The organism is Burkholderia pyrrocinia (assembly GCF_022809715.1).
GTDB classification, from domain to species: Bacteria; Pseudomonadota; Gammaproteobacteria; order Burkholderiales; family Burkholderiaceae; genus Burkholderia; species Burkholderia pyrrocinia_C.
On record NZ_CP094460.1, the window covers coordinates 2,079,763 to 2,100,527 of the forward strand.

General features: G+C 68.2%; 17 protein-coding genes. 15 read left to right on the top strand and 2 right to left on the bottom strand.

The features are described from left to right. Positions 1 to 24 precede the first annotated feature (24 nt). Complete coding sequence (locus tag MRS60_RS26210) at positions 25 to 666, top strand: GntR family transcriptional regulator (protein WP_175749652.1); 642 nt, start codon at positions 25 to 27, stop codon at positions 664 to 666. 105 nt (positions 667 to 771) lie between these two features. Here the strand turns inward: MRS60_RS26210 and MRS60_RS26215 are convergent, their stop codons facing one another. Further along, entirely contained in the window at positions 772 to 1,806 is a 1,035-nt protein-coding gene (locus MRS60_RS26215; protein ID WP_175749653.1) for a LacI family DNA-binding transcriptional regulator, read from the bottom strand. Positions 1,807 to 1,995: 189 nt separating this feature from the next. Between MRS60_RS26215 and MRS60_RS26220 the strand changes: the two genes are divergently transcribed. From MRS60_RS26220 to MRS60_RS26250, 7 genes are all read left to right on the top strand, one after another. Then, positions 1,996 to 3,144 carry an ABC transporter ATP-binding protein gene (locus MRS60_RS26220; RefSeq protein WP_243565829.1) on the top strand — a complete coding sequence of 383 codons (1,149 nt, stop codon included), beginning with the start codon at positions 1,996 to 1,998 and terminating at the stop codon, positions 3,142 to 3,144. A gap of 9 nt (positions 3,145 to 3,153) precedes the next feature. After that, on the top strand, positions 3,154 to 5,139 hold the full coding sequence (locus MRS60_RS26225; protein WP_243565830.1) for a beta-galactosidase: 1,986 nt from the start codon (positions 3,154 to 3,156) through the stop codon (positions 5,137 to 5,139). Between the two features lie 63 nt (positions 5,140 to 5,202). Next, positions 5,203 to 6,462, top strand: coding sequence for an ABC transporter substrate-binding protein (locus tag MRS60_RS26230; protein ID WP_131946693.1), 1,260 nt, complete (start codon positions 5,203 to 5,205; stop codon positions 6,460 to 6,462). 54 nt (positions 6,463 to 6,516) lie between these two features. Then, positions 6,517 to 7,461: a carbohydrate ABC transporter permease gene (locus MRS60_RS26235; RefSeq protein WP_243565831.1), complete on the top strand. Its 945-nt coding sequence runs from the start codon at positions 6,517 to 6,519 to the stop codon at positions 7,459 to 7,461. A gap of 17 nt (positions 7,462 to 7,478) precedes the next feature. Next, positions 7,479 to 8,330, top strand: a complete 852-nt coding sequence (locus tag MRS60_RS26240) for a carbohydrate ABC transporter permease (protein ID WP_034181814.1) — start codon at positions 7,479 to 7,481, stop codon at positions 8,328 to 8,330. 173 nt (positions 8,331 to 8,503) lie between these two features. Then, a complete protein-coding gene (locus tag MRS60_RS26245; protein ID WP_165948068.1) occupies positions 8,504 to 8,812 on the top strand; it encodes a DUF4258 domain-containing protein in 309 nt (102 codons plus the stop codon). A 22-nt stretch (positions 8,813 to 8,834) separates the two neighbouring features. After that, positions 8,835 to 9,305 (top strand): hypothetical protein, encoded by a 471-nt coding sequence (locus tag MRS60_RS26250; RefSeq protein ID WP_131946696.1) that lies wholly within the window; start codon positions 8,835 to 8,837, stop codon positions 9,303 to 9,305. Positions 9,306 to 9,328: 23 nt separating this feature from the next. Here the strand turns inward: MRS60_RS26250 and glcC are convergent, their stop codons facing one another. After that, complete coding sequence (gene glcC, locus MRS60_RS26255; RefSeq protein ID WP_034181533.1) at positions 9,329 to 10,099, bottom strand: transcriptional regulator GlcC; 771 nt, start codon at positions 10,097 to 10,099, stop codon at positions 9,329 to 9,331. Between the two features lie 224 nt (positions 10,100 to 10,323). Here glcC and glcD point away from each other — a divergent pair, with 224 nt between their 5' ends. The 7 genes from glcD (at position 10,324) to MRS60_RS26290 (ending at position 20,755) form a co-directional block, all read left to right on the top strand. Beyond that, a complete protein-coding gene (gene glcD / locus MRS60_RS26260) occupies positions 10,324 to 11,823 on the top strand; it encodes a glycolate oxidase subunit GlcD (RefSeq protein WP_034181532.1) in 1,500 nt (499 codons plus the stop codon). Beyond that, on the top strand, positions 11,823 to 12,899 hold the full coding sequence (gene glcE / locus MRS60_RS26265; RefSeq protein ID WP_243565832.1) for a glycolate oxidase subunit GlcE: 1,077 nt from the start codon (positions 11,823 to 11,825) through the stop codon (positions 12,897 to 12,899). The genes glcD and glcE overlap by 1 nt, the downstream gene beginning before the upstream one ends. A 19-nt stretch (positions 12,900 to 12,918) precedes the next feature. Continuing rightward, the gene (glcF, locus tag MRS60_RS26270; protein ID WP_243565833.1) at positions 12,919 to 14,139 is read left to right on the top strand and encodes a glycolate oxidase subunit GlcF; all 1,221 of its coding nucleotides are present in this window, start codon (positions 12,919 to 12,921) and stop codon (positions 14,137 to 14,139) included. A 20-nt stretch (positions 14,140 to 14,159) separates the two neighbouring features. Further along, positions 14,160 to 14,564 carry a GlcG/HbpS family heme-binding protein gene (locus MRS60_RS26275; RefSeq protein ID WP_105390632.1) on the top strand — a complete coding sequence of 135 codons (405 nt, stop codon included), beginning with the start codon at positions 14,160 to 14,162 and terminating at the stop codon, positions 14,562 to 14,564. A 328-nt stretch (positions 14,565 to 14,892) separates the two neighbouring features. Then, entirely contained in the window at positions 14,893 to 17,067 is a 2,175-nt protein-coding gene (locus MRS60_RS26280; protein ID WP_217590332.1) for a malate synthase G, read from the top strand. A gap of 565 nt (positions 17,068 to 17,632) precedes the next feature. Beyond that, a complete protein-coding gene (locus MRS60_RS26285; protein WP_243565834.1) occupies positions 17,633 to 19,198 on the top strand; it encodes a sensor domain-containing diguanylate cyclase in 1,566 nt (521 codons plus the stop codon). A 174-nt stretch (positions 19,199 to 19,372) separates the two neighbouring features. Beyond that, positions 19,373 to 20,755 (top strand): cache domain-containing protein, encoded by a 1,383-nt coding sequence (locus MRS60_RS26290; RefSeq protein WP_034181526.1) that lies wholly within the window; start codon positions 19,373 to 19,375, stop codon positions 20,753 to 20,755. The last annotated feature ends 10 nt before the right edge of the window (positions 20,756 to 20,765 follow it).

Below are 20,765 nucleotides of genomic sequence, written 5' to 3' on the forward strand. Positions count from 1 at the left end.
AATTGAAGTGAGGAACACCCAGGCATGGAAGCCAAACTCGACTCCACGGCGGACGCGGTGGCCGCATCGCTGCGGGACATGATCGTCAACGGCGAACTGGAAGCCGGCGAGCGGCTCGTCGAGCGCGACCTGGCCGACCGCTTCGGCATCAGCCGGATTCCGATGCGCGAAGCGATCCAGCGCCTGGAACGCGAAGGATTGCTGGACATCTTCAGGAATCGCGGCGCCGTCGTGCGCATGCTGAGCGCGTCGGACGTGCAGGAGATCTACGATCTGCGCGCGCTGCTCGAAGGCGACGCGATCTACCGGAGCGTGAAGCGGCTCGACGACGAAACGCTCGCGCGCGCCGAACTCGTCCATCGCCTGCTCGGCGACGCGGCCGTGCCGCGCCGGCAAGGAGAACTGAACCGCGAATTCCACGCGTTGCTGTATTCGTGCTGCGGCAACGCGCGGCAGTTGAAGACGATCGGCGAACTGCGCAGCCAGGTCGAACGTTACGAGCGCCTGCAGGCCACGCTGCTCGCGGATACGCCGTCGTTCCAGGTCGAGCACGAGGAGATCCTGCAGGCGTGCCGCGAGCGCAATGCGCGCGCCGCCCGTTCGATGACGGTCGCGCATCTCGAATCGGCCAGAAGCATCGTGATGCGGCTCGTCGAAGGCGGTTGAGGCCTGCGCTGCGTTTGCGGTTTTTCACACCGCACGCGGCTGCGCGCCGGGCCGCGTCGATTGCGTCGGCAAACTCGAAGCACTCTGTGCAACCACGCGCGATATTTACCGCGTCGTGCGCCCACTCGGCACGCGGCCTGTCGTACCGCGCACCACCAGCCGCGGCAGCGACGCGGTCCGCACGCGCGACGCATCGTCGATCCGGCCGCCCACCTCGCGCAGCGCGTTGAGCAGTTCGACCGCGAGGCCGGCAGCCTCGGCGGTCGGAATCGCGACGGTCGTCAGCGTGGGCCGCGTGTCGCTTGCCAGATGGATGTCGGTAATGCCGACGATCGACAGGTCGTCGGGCACGCGCCTGCCGCGATCGGCCGCCGCATGCATTGCGCCGATCGCCGGCAGGTCGTTGGTGGCGGCCAGCGCGGTCAGCCGCGGATGCGCGTCGAGCAGCCTGCCCGCCGCGCGCACGCCGCCTTCGATCGAATCGTGCTCGGCCGCGACGATCGACGCGTCGAGCCCCGCTTCGCGCATCACGTCGACGAAGCCGTCGTAACGCGCCGCCTGCACGCCGCTCGCTGCTCCGCCGACGATCACGCCGATGCGCTCGTGCCCGAGTTCGAGCAGATGCCGCGTCGCAATCCGCCCCGCTTCGCGGAAATCGATGGCCACGCACGGCAATCCGTCGGGCGGCGCGTCGGGCCGCTCCCACAGGCACAGCACGACCGGCACGCCGCGACGCGCGACGTCAAGCAGATCCGGCAGGTGCAGGTTCGCGTTGGTCACGAGAATGCCTTCGGAGATCGTGCCGGCGATCTGGTCGAGGTACGCGCGCCCCTGCAATGGATCTTCGTTCGTATTGCAGACGATCAGGAACTGTCCGTTGCGGCGCACCGCGCGCTCGACCGCCAGCGCGAACTCCGGATAGAACGGGTTCGCGATGCTCGACACCATCAGCGCGACCGTCGGCGCGCGCCCTTCCGCCAGCGCCCGCGCGGCAAGATGCGGCCGATATCCGAGCGCCCGCACGGCTTCCAGCACCCGCGCGCGCGTGGCCTCACCCACCCGTCCGCGGTCGCGCAGCACGTTCGATACCGTCGCGGCCGTCACGCCGGCGCGGCGCGCAACTTCATCCAGTGTCGCCATCATTTGCTCACTATATGAGACGTCGATCCAGTATTTGCTTCGCTCACCGAAGCGGCGCACTATCGCCGCACACCTTGCCGCCCGACCATCGGGCGCGACTCGGCCGCGATCGCATCGCCTCTTTTTTTGATCGCGATGATTAAGCGCTTAACCATGTGTGACGGCGCATTAGAACATGGAGCGGAGACAATGGCGAGCATCTCGATGCGACGCGTGCAGAAAGCCTATGGCGATCACGCGCCGGTCATTCGCGACGTCGATCTGGAGATCGGCGCGCACGAGTTCTGCGTGTTCCTCGGGCCGTCCGGATGCGGCAAGTCGACGCTGCTGCGCATGATTGCCGGGCTCGAGGACCTGAGCGCGGGCGAGCTGTCGATCGACGGCCGCCGCGTCGACGACGTGCCGGCCGCCGAGCGCGGCGTCGCGATGGTGTTCCAGAGCTACGCGCTGTTTCCGCACATGACGGTCTACGAGAACATGGCGTTCGGGCTCAAGCTCGCGCGCGTGCCGAAAGCCGAGATCGACCGGAAGGTGCGCGATGCCGCACGCATCCTGCAGCTCGACACGCTGCTCGACCGCAAGCCGAAGGCGCTGTCGGGCGGCCAGCGGCAGCGCGTCGCGATCGGCCGCGCGATCGTGCGCGAGCCCGGCGTGTTCCTGTTCGACGAGCCGCTGTCGAATCTCGACGCGGCGCTGCGCGGCCAGACCCGCATCGAGATCGCGCGGCTGCACCGGCAGTTCGAACGCGCGAGCGTCGTCTACGTGACGCACGACCAGACCGAAGCGATGACGCTCGCCGACAAGATCGTGCTGCTGCACGCCGGCGCGGATACCGCGCAGCACGGCAGCATCGCGCAGGTCGGCGCACCGCTCGACCTCTATCACCATCCGGCCAGCCGATTCGTCGCCGGCTTCATCGGCTCGCCGCGCATGAACTTCCTGCCGGCCGTCGTCACCGCATCCGATGCCCGCCGCACGACCGTCACCGTCGCGCTTTCCGGCGAAACCTTCACGCTGCCGCGCGACGGCTCCGCGCTCCACGCCGGCGCAACCGTGACGCTCGGCATTCGCCCCGAGCACCTGACGCTCGGCGCCGCACGCGACGCGACGACGCTCGTGCGCGACGTCGCGCTCGTCGAACGCCTGGGCGAACAAACCTACGTGCATCTCGACCAGCCCGGCGGCACGCCGCTGATCGCGAAGTTGCCCGGCGACGCACACGTGCACAGCGGCGAACGCGTGCACGTGCATGCGCCGGCCGCGGCCTGCCATCTCTTCACCGAAGACGGCCGCGCGGTGCCCGCGTGTGCCGACGTCAACGTCCATCACTACGCTTAAGGATCGCGTATGCGCCTCGGAGTCTGCTATTACCCGGAACACTGGCCGGAATCGATGTGGGCGAACGATGCCCGCCGGATGAAAGCGCTCGGCATCGAGCAGGTGCGGATCGCCGAATTCGCATGGAGCCGCATCGAGCCGTCGCCGGGCGAATACGACTGGGGCTGGCTCGACCGCGCGGTCGACGTGCTCGGCGCGGCCGGCCTCGAGATCGTGATGTGCACGCCGACCGCGACGCCGCCGAAATGGCTGGTCGACCGTCATCCCGACATCCTCGCGATCGGCGCGGACGGCCGGCCGCGCGCGTTCGGTTCGCGCCGCCACTACGACTTCTCGTCGCCGACCTATCTCGAAGCGTCGCGCCAGATCTGCACGGCGGTCGCCGAACGCTACGGCCGCCACCCGGCCGTGCGCTACTGGCAGACCGACAACGAGCTGGGTTGCCACCAGACGGTCGTCAGCTACTCGCCGGCCGCGCTCGTGCGCTTTCGCGAATGGCTGAAGGCGCGCTACGGCACGATCGGCGCGCTGAACCGCGCGTGGGGCACCGTGTTCTGGAGCATGGAGTATCGCAACTTCGACGAAGTCGATGCGCCCGTCGGCACCGTGACCGAGGCCCATCCGTCGCATCGCCTCGACTACCGGCGCTTCGCGTCGGACGAGGTCGCGCGCTATCACCGGATGCAGGTCGACGTGATCCGCGCGCACTCGCCGGGCCGGCCCGTCGCGCACAACTTCATGCAGCTGTTCACCGAGTTCGACCACTACGAGGTGGCGCGCGACCTCGACATCGCGACGTGGGACAGCTATCCGCTCGGCGCACTCGAGGAGCAATGGTTCGCGCCCGACGTGAAGGCGCGCTGGCTGCGCACCGGCCATCCCGATTTCGCGTCGTTCAATCACGACGTGTATCGCGGCATGTCGAAGCTGCCGTTCTGGGTGATGGAGCAGCAGCCGGGGCCCGTGAACTGGGCGCATTGGAACCCCGCGCCGCTGCCGGGCATGGTGCGCCTGTGGAGCTGGGAGGCGTTCGCGCACGGCGCCGGCTGCGTGTCGTACTTCCGCTGGCGGCAGGCGCCGTTCGCGCAGGAGCAGATGCATGCGGGCCTGCACACGCCGGACGACCAGCTCGACGAAGGCGGCCGCGAAGCGCAACGCGTCGCGCGCGAGATCGCGGCCGTGCACGATGCCGGCGCGGATGCGGACGCTCCGGTGCGCGCGCCCGTCGCGCTGATCTACGACTACGAGGCGAAGTGGCTGTTCGAGGTGCAGCCGCAAGGCGCCGATTTCCACTACCCGCGCTTCGCGTTCGAGTACTACTCGGCGCTGCGCTCGCTCGGCTTCGACGTCGACGTGGTCTCCGTGCATGCGCCGCTCGACGGCTATCGGCTCGTGGTCGTGCCGCCGCTGCCGATCGTGCCGGACGATTTCGCGGCACGGCTCGCCGCATCGGGCGCACATGCCGTGTTCGGGCCGCGCACCGGCTCGAAGACCGTCGATCTGCAGATTCCGCCGGCGCTGCCGCCCGGCCCGCTCGCGTCGATCCTGCCGATCCGCGTGTGGCGCGTCGAATCGCTGCGGCCGAACGTGACCGAACGGATCGACGGCACGCTGCGCGACGGCTCGCCGCTCGCGGGCGATGCGCGCCACTGGCGCGACTTCGTCGAGCTGCACGACGACACGCGCAGCGTCGTGCGTGCACGCTTCGCCGACGGTCATCCGGCCTGCGTGTCGCATGGCGCGCTGCACTACTGGGCCGCACTGTTCGACGACGCGACCACCGCGCGACTGTTCGCCGATGTCGCGGCCGAAGCGGGCCTCGCGCCGACGCCGCTCGGCGACGGCGTGCGCGTAAGCCGGCGCGGCGGCCTGACCTACGTATTCAACTATGGAAGCACGCCGCACACGATCGACGCGGTGCCGCCGTCCGCGTTCGTGCTCGGCGCCGCGCAGGTCGAGCCGCAAGGCGTCGCCGTGTATCGAAGCCGTTCGTAGCACCCGCCACTGGCGCCGCGACGCGCCGGTCACGCACAACGACACACAGGAATGGAGACAACCATGACACATCGCCCCCTTCGCGCCGCCGCCCGGCTCGCCGCGGCCGCCGCCATCGCGTTCGCTTCGTTCGGTGCCGCCGCGCCGGCGAGCGCCGGCACGCTGACCGTCAACATCGCGTTCAAGGGCGCCAGCCAGCGCGCGGTCTGGCAGTCGACGCTCGACGCGTTCCACAAGGCGCATCCCGACATCGACGTGAAGGCGACCTTCGTCGACGAGGAAGCGTACAAGGTGCAGCTCCCCGCGTGGCTCACGACCGTCGCGCCGGACGTCGTGAACTGGCACGCGGGCGAGCGGATGGCGTACTACGCGAAACGCGGGCTGTTCGAGGACCTGAGCGGCGACTGGACGAAGAACGGCTGGGGTGCGATGTATGCGTCGACGCGCGACGCATCGTCGTATAACGGCAAGCAGTACGCGGCGCCGACCGTCTATTACTCGTGGGGGCTGTTCTACCGCAAGGACCTGTTCCGCAAGGTCGGCATCGCCGACGAGCCGAAGACCTGGGACCAGTTTCTCGATGCGTGCAAGAAGCTGAAGGCGGCCGGCATCACACCGGTCGCGCTCGGCGGCCGCGACGCGTGGACGCTCGCCGGCTGGTTCGACTATCTCGACCTGCGCGTGAACGGCAACGCGTTCCACCAGCAGTTGATGGCCGGCGACGTGCCGTACACCGACCCGCGCGTGAAGAAGGTCTACACGACGTGGAAATCGCTGATCGATGCCGGCTACTTCATCGACAACGCGCTGTCCTACGATCTCGACGGCGCGCAGCCGTTCCTGTTCCAGGGCAAGGCCGCGATGATGCTGATGGGCACCTTCATCGCGGCGGGTTTCCCGCCGAACGTGAAACAGGAAATGGGCTACTACCGCTTCCCGATCATCGACCCGAAGGTGCCGACCGCCGAGGACGGTCCGGTCGAATCGCTGCACATCCCGACGAAAGCGAAGAACAAGGCCGACGCGCACACGTTCCTCGCCTTCGTGGAAACGCCCGAGATGGGCGCGAAGCTCGCGGAGGGCCTCGGCTCGCTGTCGGCCAACAGCAAGTCGCCCGAGCCGGCCGATCCGATCTCGCGCATCGGCTTCCGGATTCTTGCCGACACGAAGGGCGGCGTCGCGCAGTTCTACGATCGCGACATGACGAAGGAAATGGCCGACGAGGGGATGAAGGGCATGCAGCAGTTCCTGGCCGATCCCGCGCAGCTCGATACGGTGCTTGCGCAGCTCGAACAGACCCGCAAGCGGATCTACAAGAAGTGACCGCGTGACCCAGCCGGCGGCCCTGTGCCGCCGCGTCAGTATAGGAGGCTTGCCGTGTCCAGTCCGATCACGTCCACCCAGCCCGCCGGCGCCGCGCCGCCGCCGCGCGGAGCATCCGCCGCCGCGCTGCCCGCGCGCCGCCCGTCGCCTGCCGTGCGGCGGCAACGGCGCGCCGCGTGGCTCTTTCTCGCGCCGGCCTGCGCAATGGTTGCCGTCTATGTGATCTGGCCGATCATGTCGACGCTGTCGCTGAGCCTGTACAACTGGGACGGGATGACCGAGCGCAGCTTCGTCGGGCTCGCGAACTACGTCGAACTGCTGCACGCGCCGACGTTCTACACCGCGCTGCGCAACAACGTGATCTGGCTCGCGCTGTTCATGCTCGCGCCGCCGCTCGGCCTCGCGCTCGCGCTGTATTTGAACCAGGCGGTCGGCGGCATCCGGCTCGTGAAATCGCTGTTCTTCGCGCCGTTCGTGCTATCCGGCGTGGTCGTCGGCCTGATCTTCTCGTGGTTCTACGATCCGACCTTCGGGCTGCTCGCGCTGCTCGCCGGGCACGGCATCCCGGTGCTCGGGGATGCGCGCTACGCGACGCTCGGCATCGTATTCGCCGCGCTGTGGCCGCAAACGGCGTACTGCATGATCCTGTACCTGACCGGCCTCACGTCGGTCAACCCGGAACAGATCGAGGCGGCGCGGATGGAAGGCGCGCGCGGCTTCGCGCTGCTGTGGCACGTCGTGCTGCCGCAACTGCGGCCGACCACCTTCATGGCGATCGTCGTCACGGTGATCGGCGCGCTGCGCAGCTTCGACCTGATCTCGGTAATGACGAGCGGCGGCCCGTTCGAGAGCTCGACCGTGCTTGCGTATTACATGTACGACCAGGCGATCAAGTACTACCGGCTCGGTTATTCCGCGTCGATCGCGGTCGTGCTGTTCGCGATCATGCTCGTCTACATCGTGTTCCAGTTGCGCCGCATGCTGCGCAACGAGCAATAACCCGACCGGTGGCCATCATGTTTCCGACTCCCGTTGCCCAATGGAAGCCCGTCTCGCGCCGGCTGTACAAGCTGTCGCTGCCCGTCGCGCTGCTGATCTGGCTGCTGCCGATGATTGCGGTGTTCGTCACGTCGGTGCGCTCGACCGAGGAACTGGTCGAAGGGCACTACTGGGGCTGGCCGCGACACTTCGCGATGGTCGAGAACTATCGCGACGCGCTGACGACGTCGCCGATGCTGCATTACTTCTGGAACAGCGTGCAGATCACCGTGCCGTCCGTGCTCGGCTCGATCGCGCTCGCGTCGATGGCCGGCTTCGCGCTCGCGACCTACCGGTTTCGCGGCAATGCCGCGCTGTTCGGCACGTTCGTCGCCGGCAACTTCGTGCCGGTGCAGGTGCTGATGATTCCGGTGCGCGACCTGTCGCTCCGGCTCGGCGTGTTCAATACCGTCGAAGCGCTGATCCTGTTCCACGTCGCGTTCCAGACCGGCTTCTGCACGCTGTTCCTGCGCAACTTCATCAAGCAGCTGCCGTTCGAGCTGATCGAGGCCGCGCGCATCGAGGGCGCGGGCGAATGGACGGTGTTCTGGCGGATCGTGCTACCGCTGATCCGGCCTGCGTTGGCTGCGCTGGCGATTCTCGTTTTTACGTTCGTGTGGAATGACTACTTCTGGGCGCTGTGCCTCACGCAAGGTGATGAAGCCGCACCGATCACCGCGGGCGTCGCGGCGCTGAAGGGGCAGTGGACGACGTCGTGGAACCTCGTGTCGGCCGGCTCGATCCTCGCCGCGCTGCCTTCCGTCGCGATGTTCTTCGCGATGCAGAAGCATTTCGTCGCGGGGCTCACGTTCGGCGCGACGAAAGGCTGAACGCGCGCCGCTCGCGTTTTCGTATCTCCCCCTCCGCATCGTGAGGTTGCCCGCTTCGGCGGGCTTTTTTTCGACTGCGTGACGCCAGGCGGACTGAGCCCAATAGCCAAAATTTATCCCCAACACGCATCAGACAGCGTAAACTCCAACCTATCAAAATGATAGGTGTGCGATTGGGGCAACCATCCAAACGACAGCTCGAGAAGCACATCCGGGTATGTGCGGCCGTTTCAGCGAACATCGTGTTCGTCGGCCATGCACGCGACCGGATGCGGCAGCGGAAGATCAACGATCCGATGGTGCTGGAAACGTTGCGCAAGGGCGTCATCGTGAACGAGCCTGAACCGGACATGCGGGCATCGGGCCTGCGCTGTGTGATGGAGCGATATGTATCGGGCGTCAATGTCGGCGTGGCCGTACTCGTGGATCATCCCGCTCCTCACCTCACGGTGATCACCGTGATGGAAGTCACCAAACGCTGAATTGACGCACCAAGGGGCTGATATGTATCACTACACCGACGGTGGCCTGAAAAATGTATGGCTGGCGAACGGATATACGCTGCACAAGACACCCTATGGCGATGGCGTGTCCATCAACGATCTGGACGGACTCTGCACCGCGATCTGTCTCGCGCTCGCGAAAAAACCCGCTCCGCTCACCGGCGTCGAGTTTCGGTATGTGCGCAGTGCCGGCCTGATGCAATCGCAGAGCGGACTGGCCAAGCTGCTCGGCAACAACGAGCAGGCGGTCGCCCGCTGGGAGAAGTCGGGCAAAGTGCCGCGCTGGGCCGACAAACTGGTTCGCCTGCTGTACCTCGCACACGCGGACGGCAATGTTCCTATCGCATCGGCAATCGAGCGCATCAACGCGATCGAGCGCGCTGAAAAGCAGCGAATCGTGCTGAAAGAAGCCAAGTCAGGCTGGGCATCCAGGCTCGAAGCTCAGGACGATGCCGACTGCACGGCAACCTGATCGCCGGACAAGAACCAACGCGCCTAAGTCCACCCTTCAAGCCGCAACGTCGAACGCACGAGCCGCTGCTCCTCCTGCTCGATCTCGCGCAGATACTCGACGCACTGGCGGATATGTTCGCTCGCGGCCTTGCGCGCCTGCTCGGGCAGCCGCCCCGTCACCGCGTTGTAGAGCCGCGCATGCTGCCGATCGATCTGCTTCTTCAGCGGCTCGCGGTGATAGAGGTTGTTCACCGACGCGAACACCGAACTGAGCAGCAGGTCGGTCAGCGACTGCAGCGTGTTGACGAGCACGGGGTTGTGCGACGCCTCGCAGATCGCGAGATGGAACGCGTGATCGAGCTTCGCGCGCGCGGCGGGGTCGAGATCCTGCGCGTCGGCCGCCGTCATTTCGTCGTAGCGGCGCTTGATCAGGATGAAGTCGGCCGACGTGCCGCGCAACGCGGCGAGCCGCGCGGCCTCGGCCTCGAGCATCCCGCGCACCTCGAACAGGTCGTACAGCGTGCGCGGCTGCGAGCCGAGCAGATGCATCATCGGCGTGATTTCGCGCTGCGGGGTCAGGCTCGCGACGAACGAACCCTTGCCGTGCATCGTGTCGATGATCCCGCGCGCGTGCAGCAGCTTCATTCCTTCGCGCACGGCCGTGCGCGATACGCCGAGCTTCTCGGTCAGCCGCCGTTCGGACGGCAGCGCCTGCCCGGCCTTCAGCACGCCGTCGACGATCAGCTTCTCGATCCGCTCGGCGACGACGTCGGCCACGCGCCGCGCCGGCCCCTCTCGATCCTGCATTTCCATACTGGTACGACCACTTTGGACGAATATCCCCGATTTTCGCACGAACCCTTGTCCTGATTCGGTTTTCTGGTTCTCCGCATGGCGGCATTCGAATGCCTTCACAAAAACTGGTACGACCACCTGGAAGACGTCTGGACAGGCGCGCCTGGCCCGCCAAGAATCCCGTCCATCCGGCGTGTCGCGCATCGCGCGGCCGCCCGCATGGTGGAGACGGAGACAGACCGATGAGTTTCATCTACGACGAACGGATCGACGGCCCGCTGGCGACCGTCGGCCGCGACACGCTCGTCGCCGCGCTGCATGCGGCGGCGCCCGGCCTCGACGTGCTGCACGAACGCGAGGCGCTCAAGCCGTTCGAATGCGACGGCCTCGCCGCGTACCGCACGGTGCCGCTCGCGGTCGTGCTGCCCGACACGGTCGAGCAGGTGCGCGCGGTGCTGCGCGTCGCGGCCGCGCACGGCGTGCCGGTGGTGGCGCGCGGTGCGGGCACGGGGCTGTCGGGCGGCGCGATGCCGCTCGAAAAAGGCATCCTGCTCGTGATGGCGAAGTTCAACCGGATTCTCGACATCGACCCCGACGCCGGCACCGCGCGCGTGCAGCCCGGCGTGCGCAACCTCGCGATCTCGCAGGCGGCCGCGCCGCACGGCCTCTACTACGCGCCCGATCCGTCGTCGCAGATCGCGTGCTCGATCGGCGGCAACGTCGCCGAAAACGCGGGCGGCGTGCACTGCCTGAAATACGGGCTCACGGTGCACAACATCCTGAAGGTCGAGATCCTGACGATCGACGGCGACACGCTCACGCTCGGCGCCGACGCGCTCGACGCACCGGGCTTCGACCTGCTTGCGCTGTTCACCGGCTCCGAAGGCATGCTCGGCATCGTCACGGAAGTGACCGTGAAGCTGCTGCCGAAACCGCCGTGCGTGAAGGTGCTGATGGCGAGCTTCGACGACGTCGCCGAGGCGGGCGCGGCGGTCGCGCGGATCATCGGCGCGGGCGTGATTCCCGGCGGCCTCGAGATGATGGACAACCTCGCGATCCGCGCGGCCGAGGATTTCATCCACGCGGGCTACCCGGTCGATGCGCAGGCGATCCTGCTGTGCGAGCTCGACGGGGCGGCGAGCGACGTCGACGAGGATGCAGAACGCGTCGCCGCGCTGCTGCGCGACGCGGGCGCAACCGAGATCCGCGTCGCGCGCGACGAGGCCGAGCGGCAGCGCTTCTGGGCCGGCCGCAAGAACGCGTTCCCCGCGGTCGGCCGCATGTCGCCCGACTACTACTGCATGGACGGCACGATCCCGCGCCGCGAGCTGCCGCGCGTGCTCGAAGGGATCGCCGCGCTGTCTGCCGAATACGGGCTGCCGGTCGCGAACGTGTTCCACGCGGGCGACGGCAACATGCACCCGCTGATCCTGTTCGACGCGAACCGGCCCGGCGAGCTCGACCGCGCGGAAGCGCTCGGCGGCCGGATCCTCGAGCTGTGCGTCGCGGCGGGCGGCAGCATCACCGGCGAGCACGGCGTCGGACGCGAGAAGATCAACCAGATGTGCGTGCAGTTCAACGCCGACGAAATCACGTTCTTCCACGCGGTGAAGGCCGCATTCGATCCGCAGGGGCTGCTCAATCCCGGCAAGAACATCCCGACGCTGCACCGCTGCGCCGAATTCGGCGCGATGCACGTCCATCACGGCAAGCTGCCGTTTCCCGAACTGGAGCGCTTCTGATGCGACGCGAAATCGAATCGATCGACGACAGCGCAGCGCTCGTCGCCCAGGTCGACGCCGCGATCCACGACCGCCAGCCGCTGCACATCCGCGGCGCCGGCACGAAGGCGTTCCTCGGCCGCCCCGTCGAAGGCCGCACGCTCGACGTGCGCACGCATCGTGGCGTCGTCGCGTACGACCCGACCGAGCTCGTCGTCACCGCGCGCGCGGGCACGCCGCTCGCCGATCTCGAAGCGATGCTCGACTCGGCCGGCCAGATGCTGCCGTGCGAGCCGCCCGCGTTCGGCGGCGCGGCAACGGTCGGCGGGATGTTCGCGGCGGCGCTGTCGGGGCCGCGCCGTCCGTGGGCCGGCGCGGTGCGCGACTTCGTGCTCGGCTGCCGCGTGATCACCGGCCACGCGAAGCACCTGCGCTTCGGCGGCGAGGTGATGAAGAACGTCGCGGGCTACGACGTGTCGCGTCTGCTCGCCGGCAGCTTCGGCTGCCTCGGCGTCGTGACCGAGGTATCGATGAAGGTGCTGCCGAAGCCGCGTGCGACGTGCGATCTCGCGTTGCCGCTCGCCGCTGGCGAGGCCATGCAGCGCGTCGCCGCGTGGCGGCGCGCGGGGCTGCCGCTCGCGGGCGCGTGCCACGCGGACGGCGTGCTGCGCGTGCGGATCGAAGGCGGCGAGGGCTCGGTGAAGGCCGCGCGCGACACGATCGGCGGCGACCGGATGGACGACATCGACGACGCGTTCTGGGCACGGCTGCGCGATCTCGCGCTGCCGTTCTTCGACGATCCGCGCCCGCTGTGGCGCGTGTCGGTGCCGGCCGCCGCACCGCTCGACGCGTTGCCCGGCGCATTGCTCGCCGACTGGGGCGGCGCGCAGCGCTGGCTGAAGAGCGACGCCGCGCCGGCCGACGTGCAGCGGCTCGCCGCGCAATGGGGCGGCCACGCGACCTGCTTCACGCCGGGCACGACACACGAGCCGTTCCAGCCGCTGCCGAGCGCACTGCTGCGCGTGCACCGGCGGCTCAAGGCGCAACTCGACCCGCACGCGATTTTCAATCCCGGGCGCCTGTACGCCGACCTCTGACCTTCGAAGCGACCCGCCGATGCAAACCAATCTCAGCGAAGCAAGCAAGACCCTCGCCCGGGCCGACGAAGCGGAAGCGATCCTGCGCGCGTGCGTGCACTGCGGCTTCTGCAATGCGACCTGCCCGACCTACCAGGTGCTCGGCAACGAGCTCGACGGGCCGCGCGGCCGCATCTACCTGATCAAGCAACTGCTTGAAGGCGAGCCGTGCGGCGAGCGCACGCAGCGGCATCTCGACCGCTGCCTGACCTGCCGCAACTGCGAGACGACCTGCCCGTCCGGCGTGCGCTATCACACGCTGCTCGACATCGGCCGCGCGGAAGCCGAGAAGCGCTCGCAGCGGCCCGCGCGCGAGCGCCTGCTGCGCGCGGGGCTGCGTCACGTGGTACCGCGCCCGGCGACGTTCGCCGCATTATTGAAGGCCGGCCGCGCGCTGCGCCCGCTGCTGCCCGGCGCGCTGCAGGACAAGATCCCGGCCGCCGTGCCCGCGGCCGCGCCGCGCCCGGCCGTGCGTCATGCGCGGCGCGTGCTGATGCTCGAAGGCTGCGTGCAGCCCGCGCTGTCGCCGAACACCAATGCGGCCGCCGCGCGCGTGCTCGACCGGCTCGGCATCAGCGTGAGCCCGGCGCGCGAGGCCGGCTGCTGCGGCGCGACCGAATATCACCTGAACGCGCAGGACGCCGGCCTCGCCCGCGCACGCCGCAACATCGACGCGTGGTGGCCCGCGATCGAAGCCGGCGCCGAAGCGATCGTGCTGACGGCGAGCGGCTGCGGCGCGTTCGTCAAGGAATACGGCGACCTGCTGCGCTCCGACCCCGTCTATGCGGAGAAGGCGCGCCGCGTCAGCGCGCTCGCGCACGATCTCGCCGAGGTGATCGCGGCCGAGCCGCTCGATGCGCTGGCCGATGCGACGCCACGCCGCGTCGCGGTCCATTGCCCGTGCACGCTGCAGCACGCGCAGCGTCTCGGCGGCGCGGTCGAAAGCATCCTGACGCGGCTCGGCTTCGATCTGACGAATGTCGCCGACGGCCACCTGTGCTGCGGCTCGGCCGGCACGTATTCGCTGACGCAGCCCGAACTCGCGACGAAACTGCGCGACAACAGGCTCGATGCGCTGGAAGCCGTGCGGCCGGACCTGATTGTCACGGCCAACGTCGGCTGCCAGACTCACTTGAACAGCGCGGGCCGCACGCCCGTGCGCCACTGGATCGAGCTCGTCGACAACCGACTGATCAACTGACCTGGTTCCGGAGGACATCCATGCAGACGAAACCCGAACTCGAACTCGCCGATGCCGACCGCATGCTCGCCGCCGCCCGCGCGGAAGCGGAACGCCACGGCTGGGCCGTGTCGATCGCCGTCGTCGACGACGGCGGCCACCTGCTCGCGTTCGCGCGGCTGAACGGCGCATCGCCGGCCAGCGCGACCATCGCGCAGGACAAGGCGCGCGCAGCGGCGCTCGGCCGTCGCGAGACGAAGGCTTATGAGGATATGATCAACGGTGGCCGCACCGCGTTTCTCAGCGTGCCGCTGACGGGGTTGCTCGAAGGCGGCGTGCCGGTCACGGTCGGCGGCCGGATTGCGGGCGCGATCGGCGTGTCTGGCGTAAAGTCCGAGCAGGACGCGCAGATCGCCCGCGTCGGCACACAAAGCGTCGCGACATAAAGGAGGGCCTGCTCACGCTAATAACGGGCTTGCGCTGGCCACCAGAAGGGCCGAGCGCAAGGACTGCGACGAAGCGAATACTCGACGTATTCGCAAGGAGCATGACGCAGCGATCGGCCCTTCTGGTGGCCAGCCCCACAAATGGTTTTTTTAAATCACGGGAACGAGCCTTGCCGGCCGCATTGCGGCGTCGCGCGTCGCTTGTTTGGCTCGGCCAAACGGCGCTCCTTGCTCCTTGCACTACGACCGGCAAGGCTCGTTCGCAAGCCCGTTATTAGCGTGAGCAGGCCCTCTAGCCGCGCGCGCATTTTTCCCCGGGAGGATAACGATGATCGACCAAGCAGGACTGCAAGTCGCGCCAGCGCTGAGCCAGTTCATTGAAAACGAAGCACTGCCGGGCACCGGCATCGACAAGGCCGCATTCTGGAGCGGTTTCTCGGCCCTGGTGCACGATCTGGCGCCGCGCAACCGCGAACTGCTCGCGGAACGCGACCGCCTGCAGCAGGAACTCGACACCTGGCACCGCGCGCACCCCGGCCCCGTGCGCGACCACGCCGCTTATCGCGCGTTCCTCGAAAAAATCGGCTACCTCGTGCCGGTCCCGTCGAACGTCGCGGCAGCCACCGCGAACGTCGACAGCGAGATCGCCACGCAGGCCGGCCCGCAGCTCGTCGTGCCGCTGTCGAACGCGCGCTACGCACTGAACGCCGCGAACGCCCGCTGGGGCAGCCTGTACGACGCGCTGTACGGCACCGACGCGCTGCCCGAGGACGGCGGCGCCGAACGCACCGCGACCTACAACCCGACGCGCGGCCAGCGTGTGATCGACTACGCGCGCAACGTGCTCGACAACGCGGCGCCGCTCGCGAGCGGCTCGCACGGCGACGCGCTGCGCTATCGCGTGCAGGACGGCCAGCTCGCCGTCGAAACCGCGAAGGGTGTCGTGCATCTCGCACAGCCGGCGCTGTTCGTCGGCTACCAGGGCGCAGCCGGCGCACCGTCCGCGATCCTGCTGAAGCACAACGGCCTGCACATCGAGATCCAGATCGACGCGTCGACGCCGATCGGCCGCGCCGATCTCGCGAACGTGAAGGACGTGGTGCTCGAAGCGGCAGTCAGCACGATCATCGACTGCGAGGATTCGGTCGCGGCGGTCGACGCCGACGACAAGGTCCAGCTCTACCGCAACTGGCTCGGCCTGATGCAGGGCACGCTGGTCGAGGAAGTCGCGAAGGGCGGCAAGAGTTTCACGCGCCGCCTGAACGCCGACCGCGACTACACGACGCCCGACGGCGGCACGCTGTCGCTGCACGGCCGCTCGCTGCTGTTCGTGCGCAACGTCGGCCACCTGATGACCAACGGCGCGGTGCTCGACCGCGACGGCAACGAGATTCCGGAAGGGATCCTCGACGGCGTCGTCACGACGCTGTGCGCGCTGCACGACCTGAAGGCGAAGCGCAACTCGCGCACGGGTTCGATCTACATCGTGAAGCCGAAGATGCACGGCCCGGTCGAAGTCGCGTTCGCCGATACGCTGTTCGCGCGCATCGAGGATCTGTACGGCCTGCCGCGCAACACGCTGAAGATGGGCATCATGGACGAGGAGCGCCGCACCAGCGTGAACCTCGCCGCGTGCATCGCGGCGGCCGCCGCGCGGGTCGCATTCATCAACACCGGCTTCCTCGACCGCACCGGCGACGAGATGCACAGCGCGATGGAAGCAGGCCCGATGATCCGCAAGGGCGACATGAAGTCATCGGCCTGGATCACGTCGTACGAGCGCAACAACGTGCTCGCGGGCCTGTCGGCCGGCCTGCGCGGCCGCGCGCAGATCGGCAAGGGCATGTGGGCGATGCCGGACCTGATGCACGCGATGCTCGAGCAGAAGATCGCGCATCCGCGCGCGGGTGCGAACACCGCGTGGGTGCCGTCGCCGACCGCCGCGACGCTGCACGCGCTGCACTACCACCTCGTCGACGTGCAGGCCGTCCAGCAGGCGCTCGAAAAGACGCCGTACGCGAGCGAGCGCGACGCGCTGCTCGAAGGCTTGCTGACCGTGCCGGTCGTCGAGCGTGCCGAATGGAGCGAAGACGAGATCCTGAGCGAGGTCGAGAACAACGCGCAGGGCATCCTCGGCTACGTCGTGCGCTGGGTCGAACAGGGCGTCGGCTGCTCGAAGGTGCCCGACATCCACGACGTCGGCCTGATGGAAGACCGCGCGACGCTGCGCATTTCGAGCCAGCACATCGCGAACTGGCTGCGCCACGGCGTGATCACCGAGGCCTTCGTGCTCGACGTGTTCAAGCGGATGGCGCGCGTCGTCGACCAGCAGAACGCCGGCGACCCGAACTATCGCCCGATGGCGCCCGGCTACGACCAGTCGACCGCGTTCAAGGCCGCGTGCGCGCTCGCGCTGCAGGGCACGTCGCAGCCGAGCGGCTATACCGAGCCGCTGCTGCACCGGTTCCGGCTCGCGTTCAAGGCGCAACAGCACGGCGCCTGAGCATGCGCATGCGGGCCCGTCCCGCATGCCGGCTCCGCGAAACGGGCGGCCCTCATCGCCGCCCGTTTTTTCATTTTTACGTTCGCGCGACCGTTGAAACCGTATGTTGAAACCGATAATCGGAACATATCGCGCGCTTTCAAGTTTCGCGTGCGCCGGCCGTTAATCCACCTGAATCAGCGGCCGTACGCCGCACGCTTGCACCCGCCACGCGCCAAAACCTTGCGCAGTAACGCTCTGCCCAATATTTGCAAGCCCGGGATCTCACGGTAATTTGACCCTGATCAACGGGTCGCAACATTTTCCGCGCACGCGAATGCGCGCGTTATACTCCGTTGAATCCGCGCCGCCCGATTCGTCGGATCGTCGAATCGCGGCAGATGCCACCAATGAATTCAGGATTTACCGGTATATCTGGCTGCGATTACCGATAATCGGTGTCCATTTTCTCCGCCGGGAGAGAAAGAGGCGCCGGAAGGGCCGCGCATCGGATCGCTGCCGACACGTCATACGAACAATCGCATCGGCCCGCCGCCTGGCGACGATGCCCATCGATCCACGGACCATGGCAGAAACCGACTACGCAATGCCCAGCGAATCCGGCCGGACAAGCCGTGTCGCCGCTCATCTGCGCCGGTTCCTGCTGCCGCACCTGATCTTCTACACGGGGCTGCTGATCGCGCTGGTCCTGCTGCTCCTGTGCGGGATCCTGCTGTACGAAGGCCGCATCGACGCGCGCGACCGCTCGCGCACGATGCAGCAGAACCTCGCGCTGATGGCGTCGTGGGACATCGAGCGCAACATCGAGATCTATTCGCTGTCGCTGCAGGCCGTCGTCGACGGCGCGAACGACCCCGCGGTCACTGCGCTGCCGATGCCGCTGCGCCGCCAGGTGCTGTTCGACCGCGCGACGACGGCCAAGTACCTCGGCGGCATCTACGTGCTCGACGCAAAGGGCGACATCGAGGTCGACGGCATGAGCGACGTGCCGCGCAAGGTCAACTTCGGCGACGAGCCGTATTTCACCATCCACCGCGACCACCCCGACGTCGGCCTGTACGTGAGCAACCCGTACCATTCGCGGCTGCGCGGCGGCTCGCCGAGCATCGCGCTCAGCCGGCGAATCACGAAGCCCGACGGGTCGTTCGGCGGCGTCGCGGTGATGTCGATCCGGCTCGAATATTTCCAGAACCTGTTCTCGCGCCTGTCGCTCGGCGACCGCGGCTCGGTCGCGCTGATCAACACGCGCGGCCTGATGCTCGCGCGCGAACCGTACGACCCGAAGATCGTCGGCCGCGACATCAGCCGCGCCAGCACGTTCCGGCATTTCATGACCGCCAGCGAAGGCAGCTTCGCCGACACCGCGACGATCGACGGCGTGCGGCGCCTGTACGTGTTCCGGCACCTCGATCACCTGCCGCTCATCGTCATGGTCGCGCGCTCGGAAGCGGACACCTACGCCGCGTGGTACGACCGTGCGATTCCGATCGGCTCCGCGATGGTCGCGCTCGCGATCGGCTTCGTCGGCCTGTCGCTGCTGCTCGACGTGCAGCTGCGCAAGCGCCATCGCGCGGAAACCGAGCTGCAGGCGCTCGCGCGCACCGACGGCCTCACGGGCCTCGACAACCGCCGGATGCTCGACGTCACGCTCGCGCGCGAATGGCGCCGCGCCGCGCGCTCGCAGCATGCGCTGTCGCTGCTGTTCATCGACGTCGATTACTTCAAGCACTACAACGACACGCAGGGCCACCAGGCCGGCGACGACGCGCTCGCCGCGGTCGGCCATTGCATCGGCGGCTGCCTGCGCCGCCCGGCCGACTATGCGGCGCGCTACGGCGGCGAGGAGTTCGTCGTGGTGCTGCCCGACGTCGACACCGACGGCGCGGTGACGATCGCCGAGACGATCCGCACGGGCATCCTCGATCTCGGCATCCGGCACGACGCCGGCACGGCCGGCCGCCTGACGGTGAGCATCGGCGTGACGACGAGCTATCCCGAACTCGACGACGACATGCAGGCCGCGCTGAAGCTCGCCGACGATGCGCTCTATCGCGCGAAGGAAGGCGGGCGCAACCGCATCGTCGTCCTGACGGCCGCGTCTCCCGACAATCTCGAGTCGCGGCGGGCCTGAGCGCCCGGACACCCGAGCCGCGGCGGGGCGGCCGCCCGGTCGCAGCCGCCCGCGTGCAAAATCGTCGACAATGTCGGCTCGATACGCCGCCGCGCGGCTGACGCGCCCGGCCGGCCCGCACCTGGCCGGCCGCACCTGGCCGGCCACACCGGTTCGCGGCCGCTTCGCACCACCATGAGACTCAAGGCAAAGATCTTCCTTCTGGCCATCGTGCCGTTCCTGCTCGCGATCGCCGGCATCGGCTTCGGCGTGCGCCAGCAGGCGACCTCGCTCGCGCGCACGCAGCACGCGACGATCCAGGCCGCATACCTGTCGAGCAAGGAAGTCGAGCTGAAGCACTACGTCGAGCTCGCGACGAGCGCGATCATGCCGCTCTACGACGCGAGCGGCCGCAATGCGCGCGACGACGCGCTGCTGCGCACGCAGGCGCTCGCGATGCTGCAGAAGATGGATTTCGGGCCCGACGGCTATTTCTTCGTGTACGACCTGCACGGCAATTCGCTGATGCATCCGCGCGAGCCCGAGCGCGTCGGTCACAACTTCTGGTCGATGCGCGATCCGCAGGGCGCACTGACGATCCAGAAGCTGATCGGCGCGGCGTCGCACGGCGGCGGCTACGTGCGCTACGCATGGCAGCGGCCGTCGACGGGCCGCGTCGCGCCGAAGCTCGGCTACGTCGTCGCGCTCGAACGCTGGGGCTGGATGGTCGGCACGGGCATCTATCTCGACGACGTCGACACCGCGCTGCAGCGCATCGACGCGCGCGCGTCCGCCAATATCGAGCGCACGATGAGCTGGCTCACCGCGATCGCGCTCACCGGCGCGGCGGCGATCGCCGTGTGCGCGCTGGTGCTGAACGTCAGCGAGTCGCGCAGCGCCGACGCGAAGCTCAAGCTGCTCGCCCAGCGCGTCGTCGAATCGCAGGAGCAGGAGCGCGCACGACTGTCGCGCGAACTGCACGACGGGATCAGCCAGATGATGGTGTCCGCGAAGCTGATGCTCGAATCCGCGCTCGCGCGCTTCGAACGCGGCACGTCGCGCGTGCCCGAGGCCGAGCAGGCGCTCGTGTCGGGCGTCGGGCGGCTCGGCGATACGCTGCGCGAAGTGCGGCGCATCTCGCATGCGCTGCGTCCGTCGATGCTCGACGATCTCGGTCTCGCGGCCGCGCTCGAGCAGCTGGTCCGCGAACTCGGCGCCGAAAGCGGCATCGACATCGGCTATACGCAGGTCGCGCACAGCGGCACGCGGCCGCTGCCCGAGGCCGTCAACACCGCGCTGTTCCGGATCGCACAGGAAGCGCTCAGCAACATCGTGCATCATGCGCAGGCGTCGCGCGCGGCCGTCACGCTCGACGTCGGCGCCCAATCCGTCACGCTGACCATCGCCGACAACGGCTGCGGCTTCGACGCCGAACGCTCGCAGGCCGACGCGCGCCGCGGCATCGGCCTGCGCAACATGCGCGAACGCCTCGACGCGCTCGGCGGCATGCTGACGATCACGTCGCAGGTCGGCCACACGATCGTCGCCGCGCGCGTGCCGCTGCGCAGCGCCGCGTGACGACGCGCCC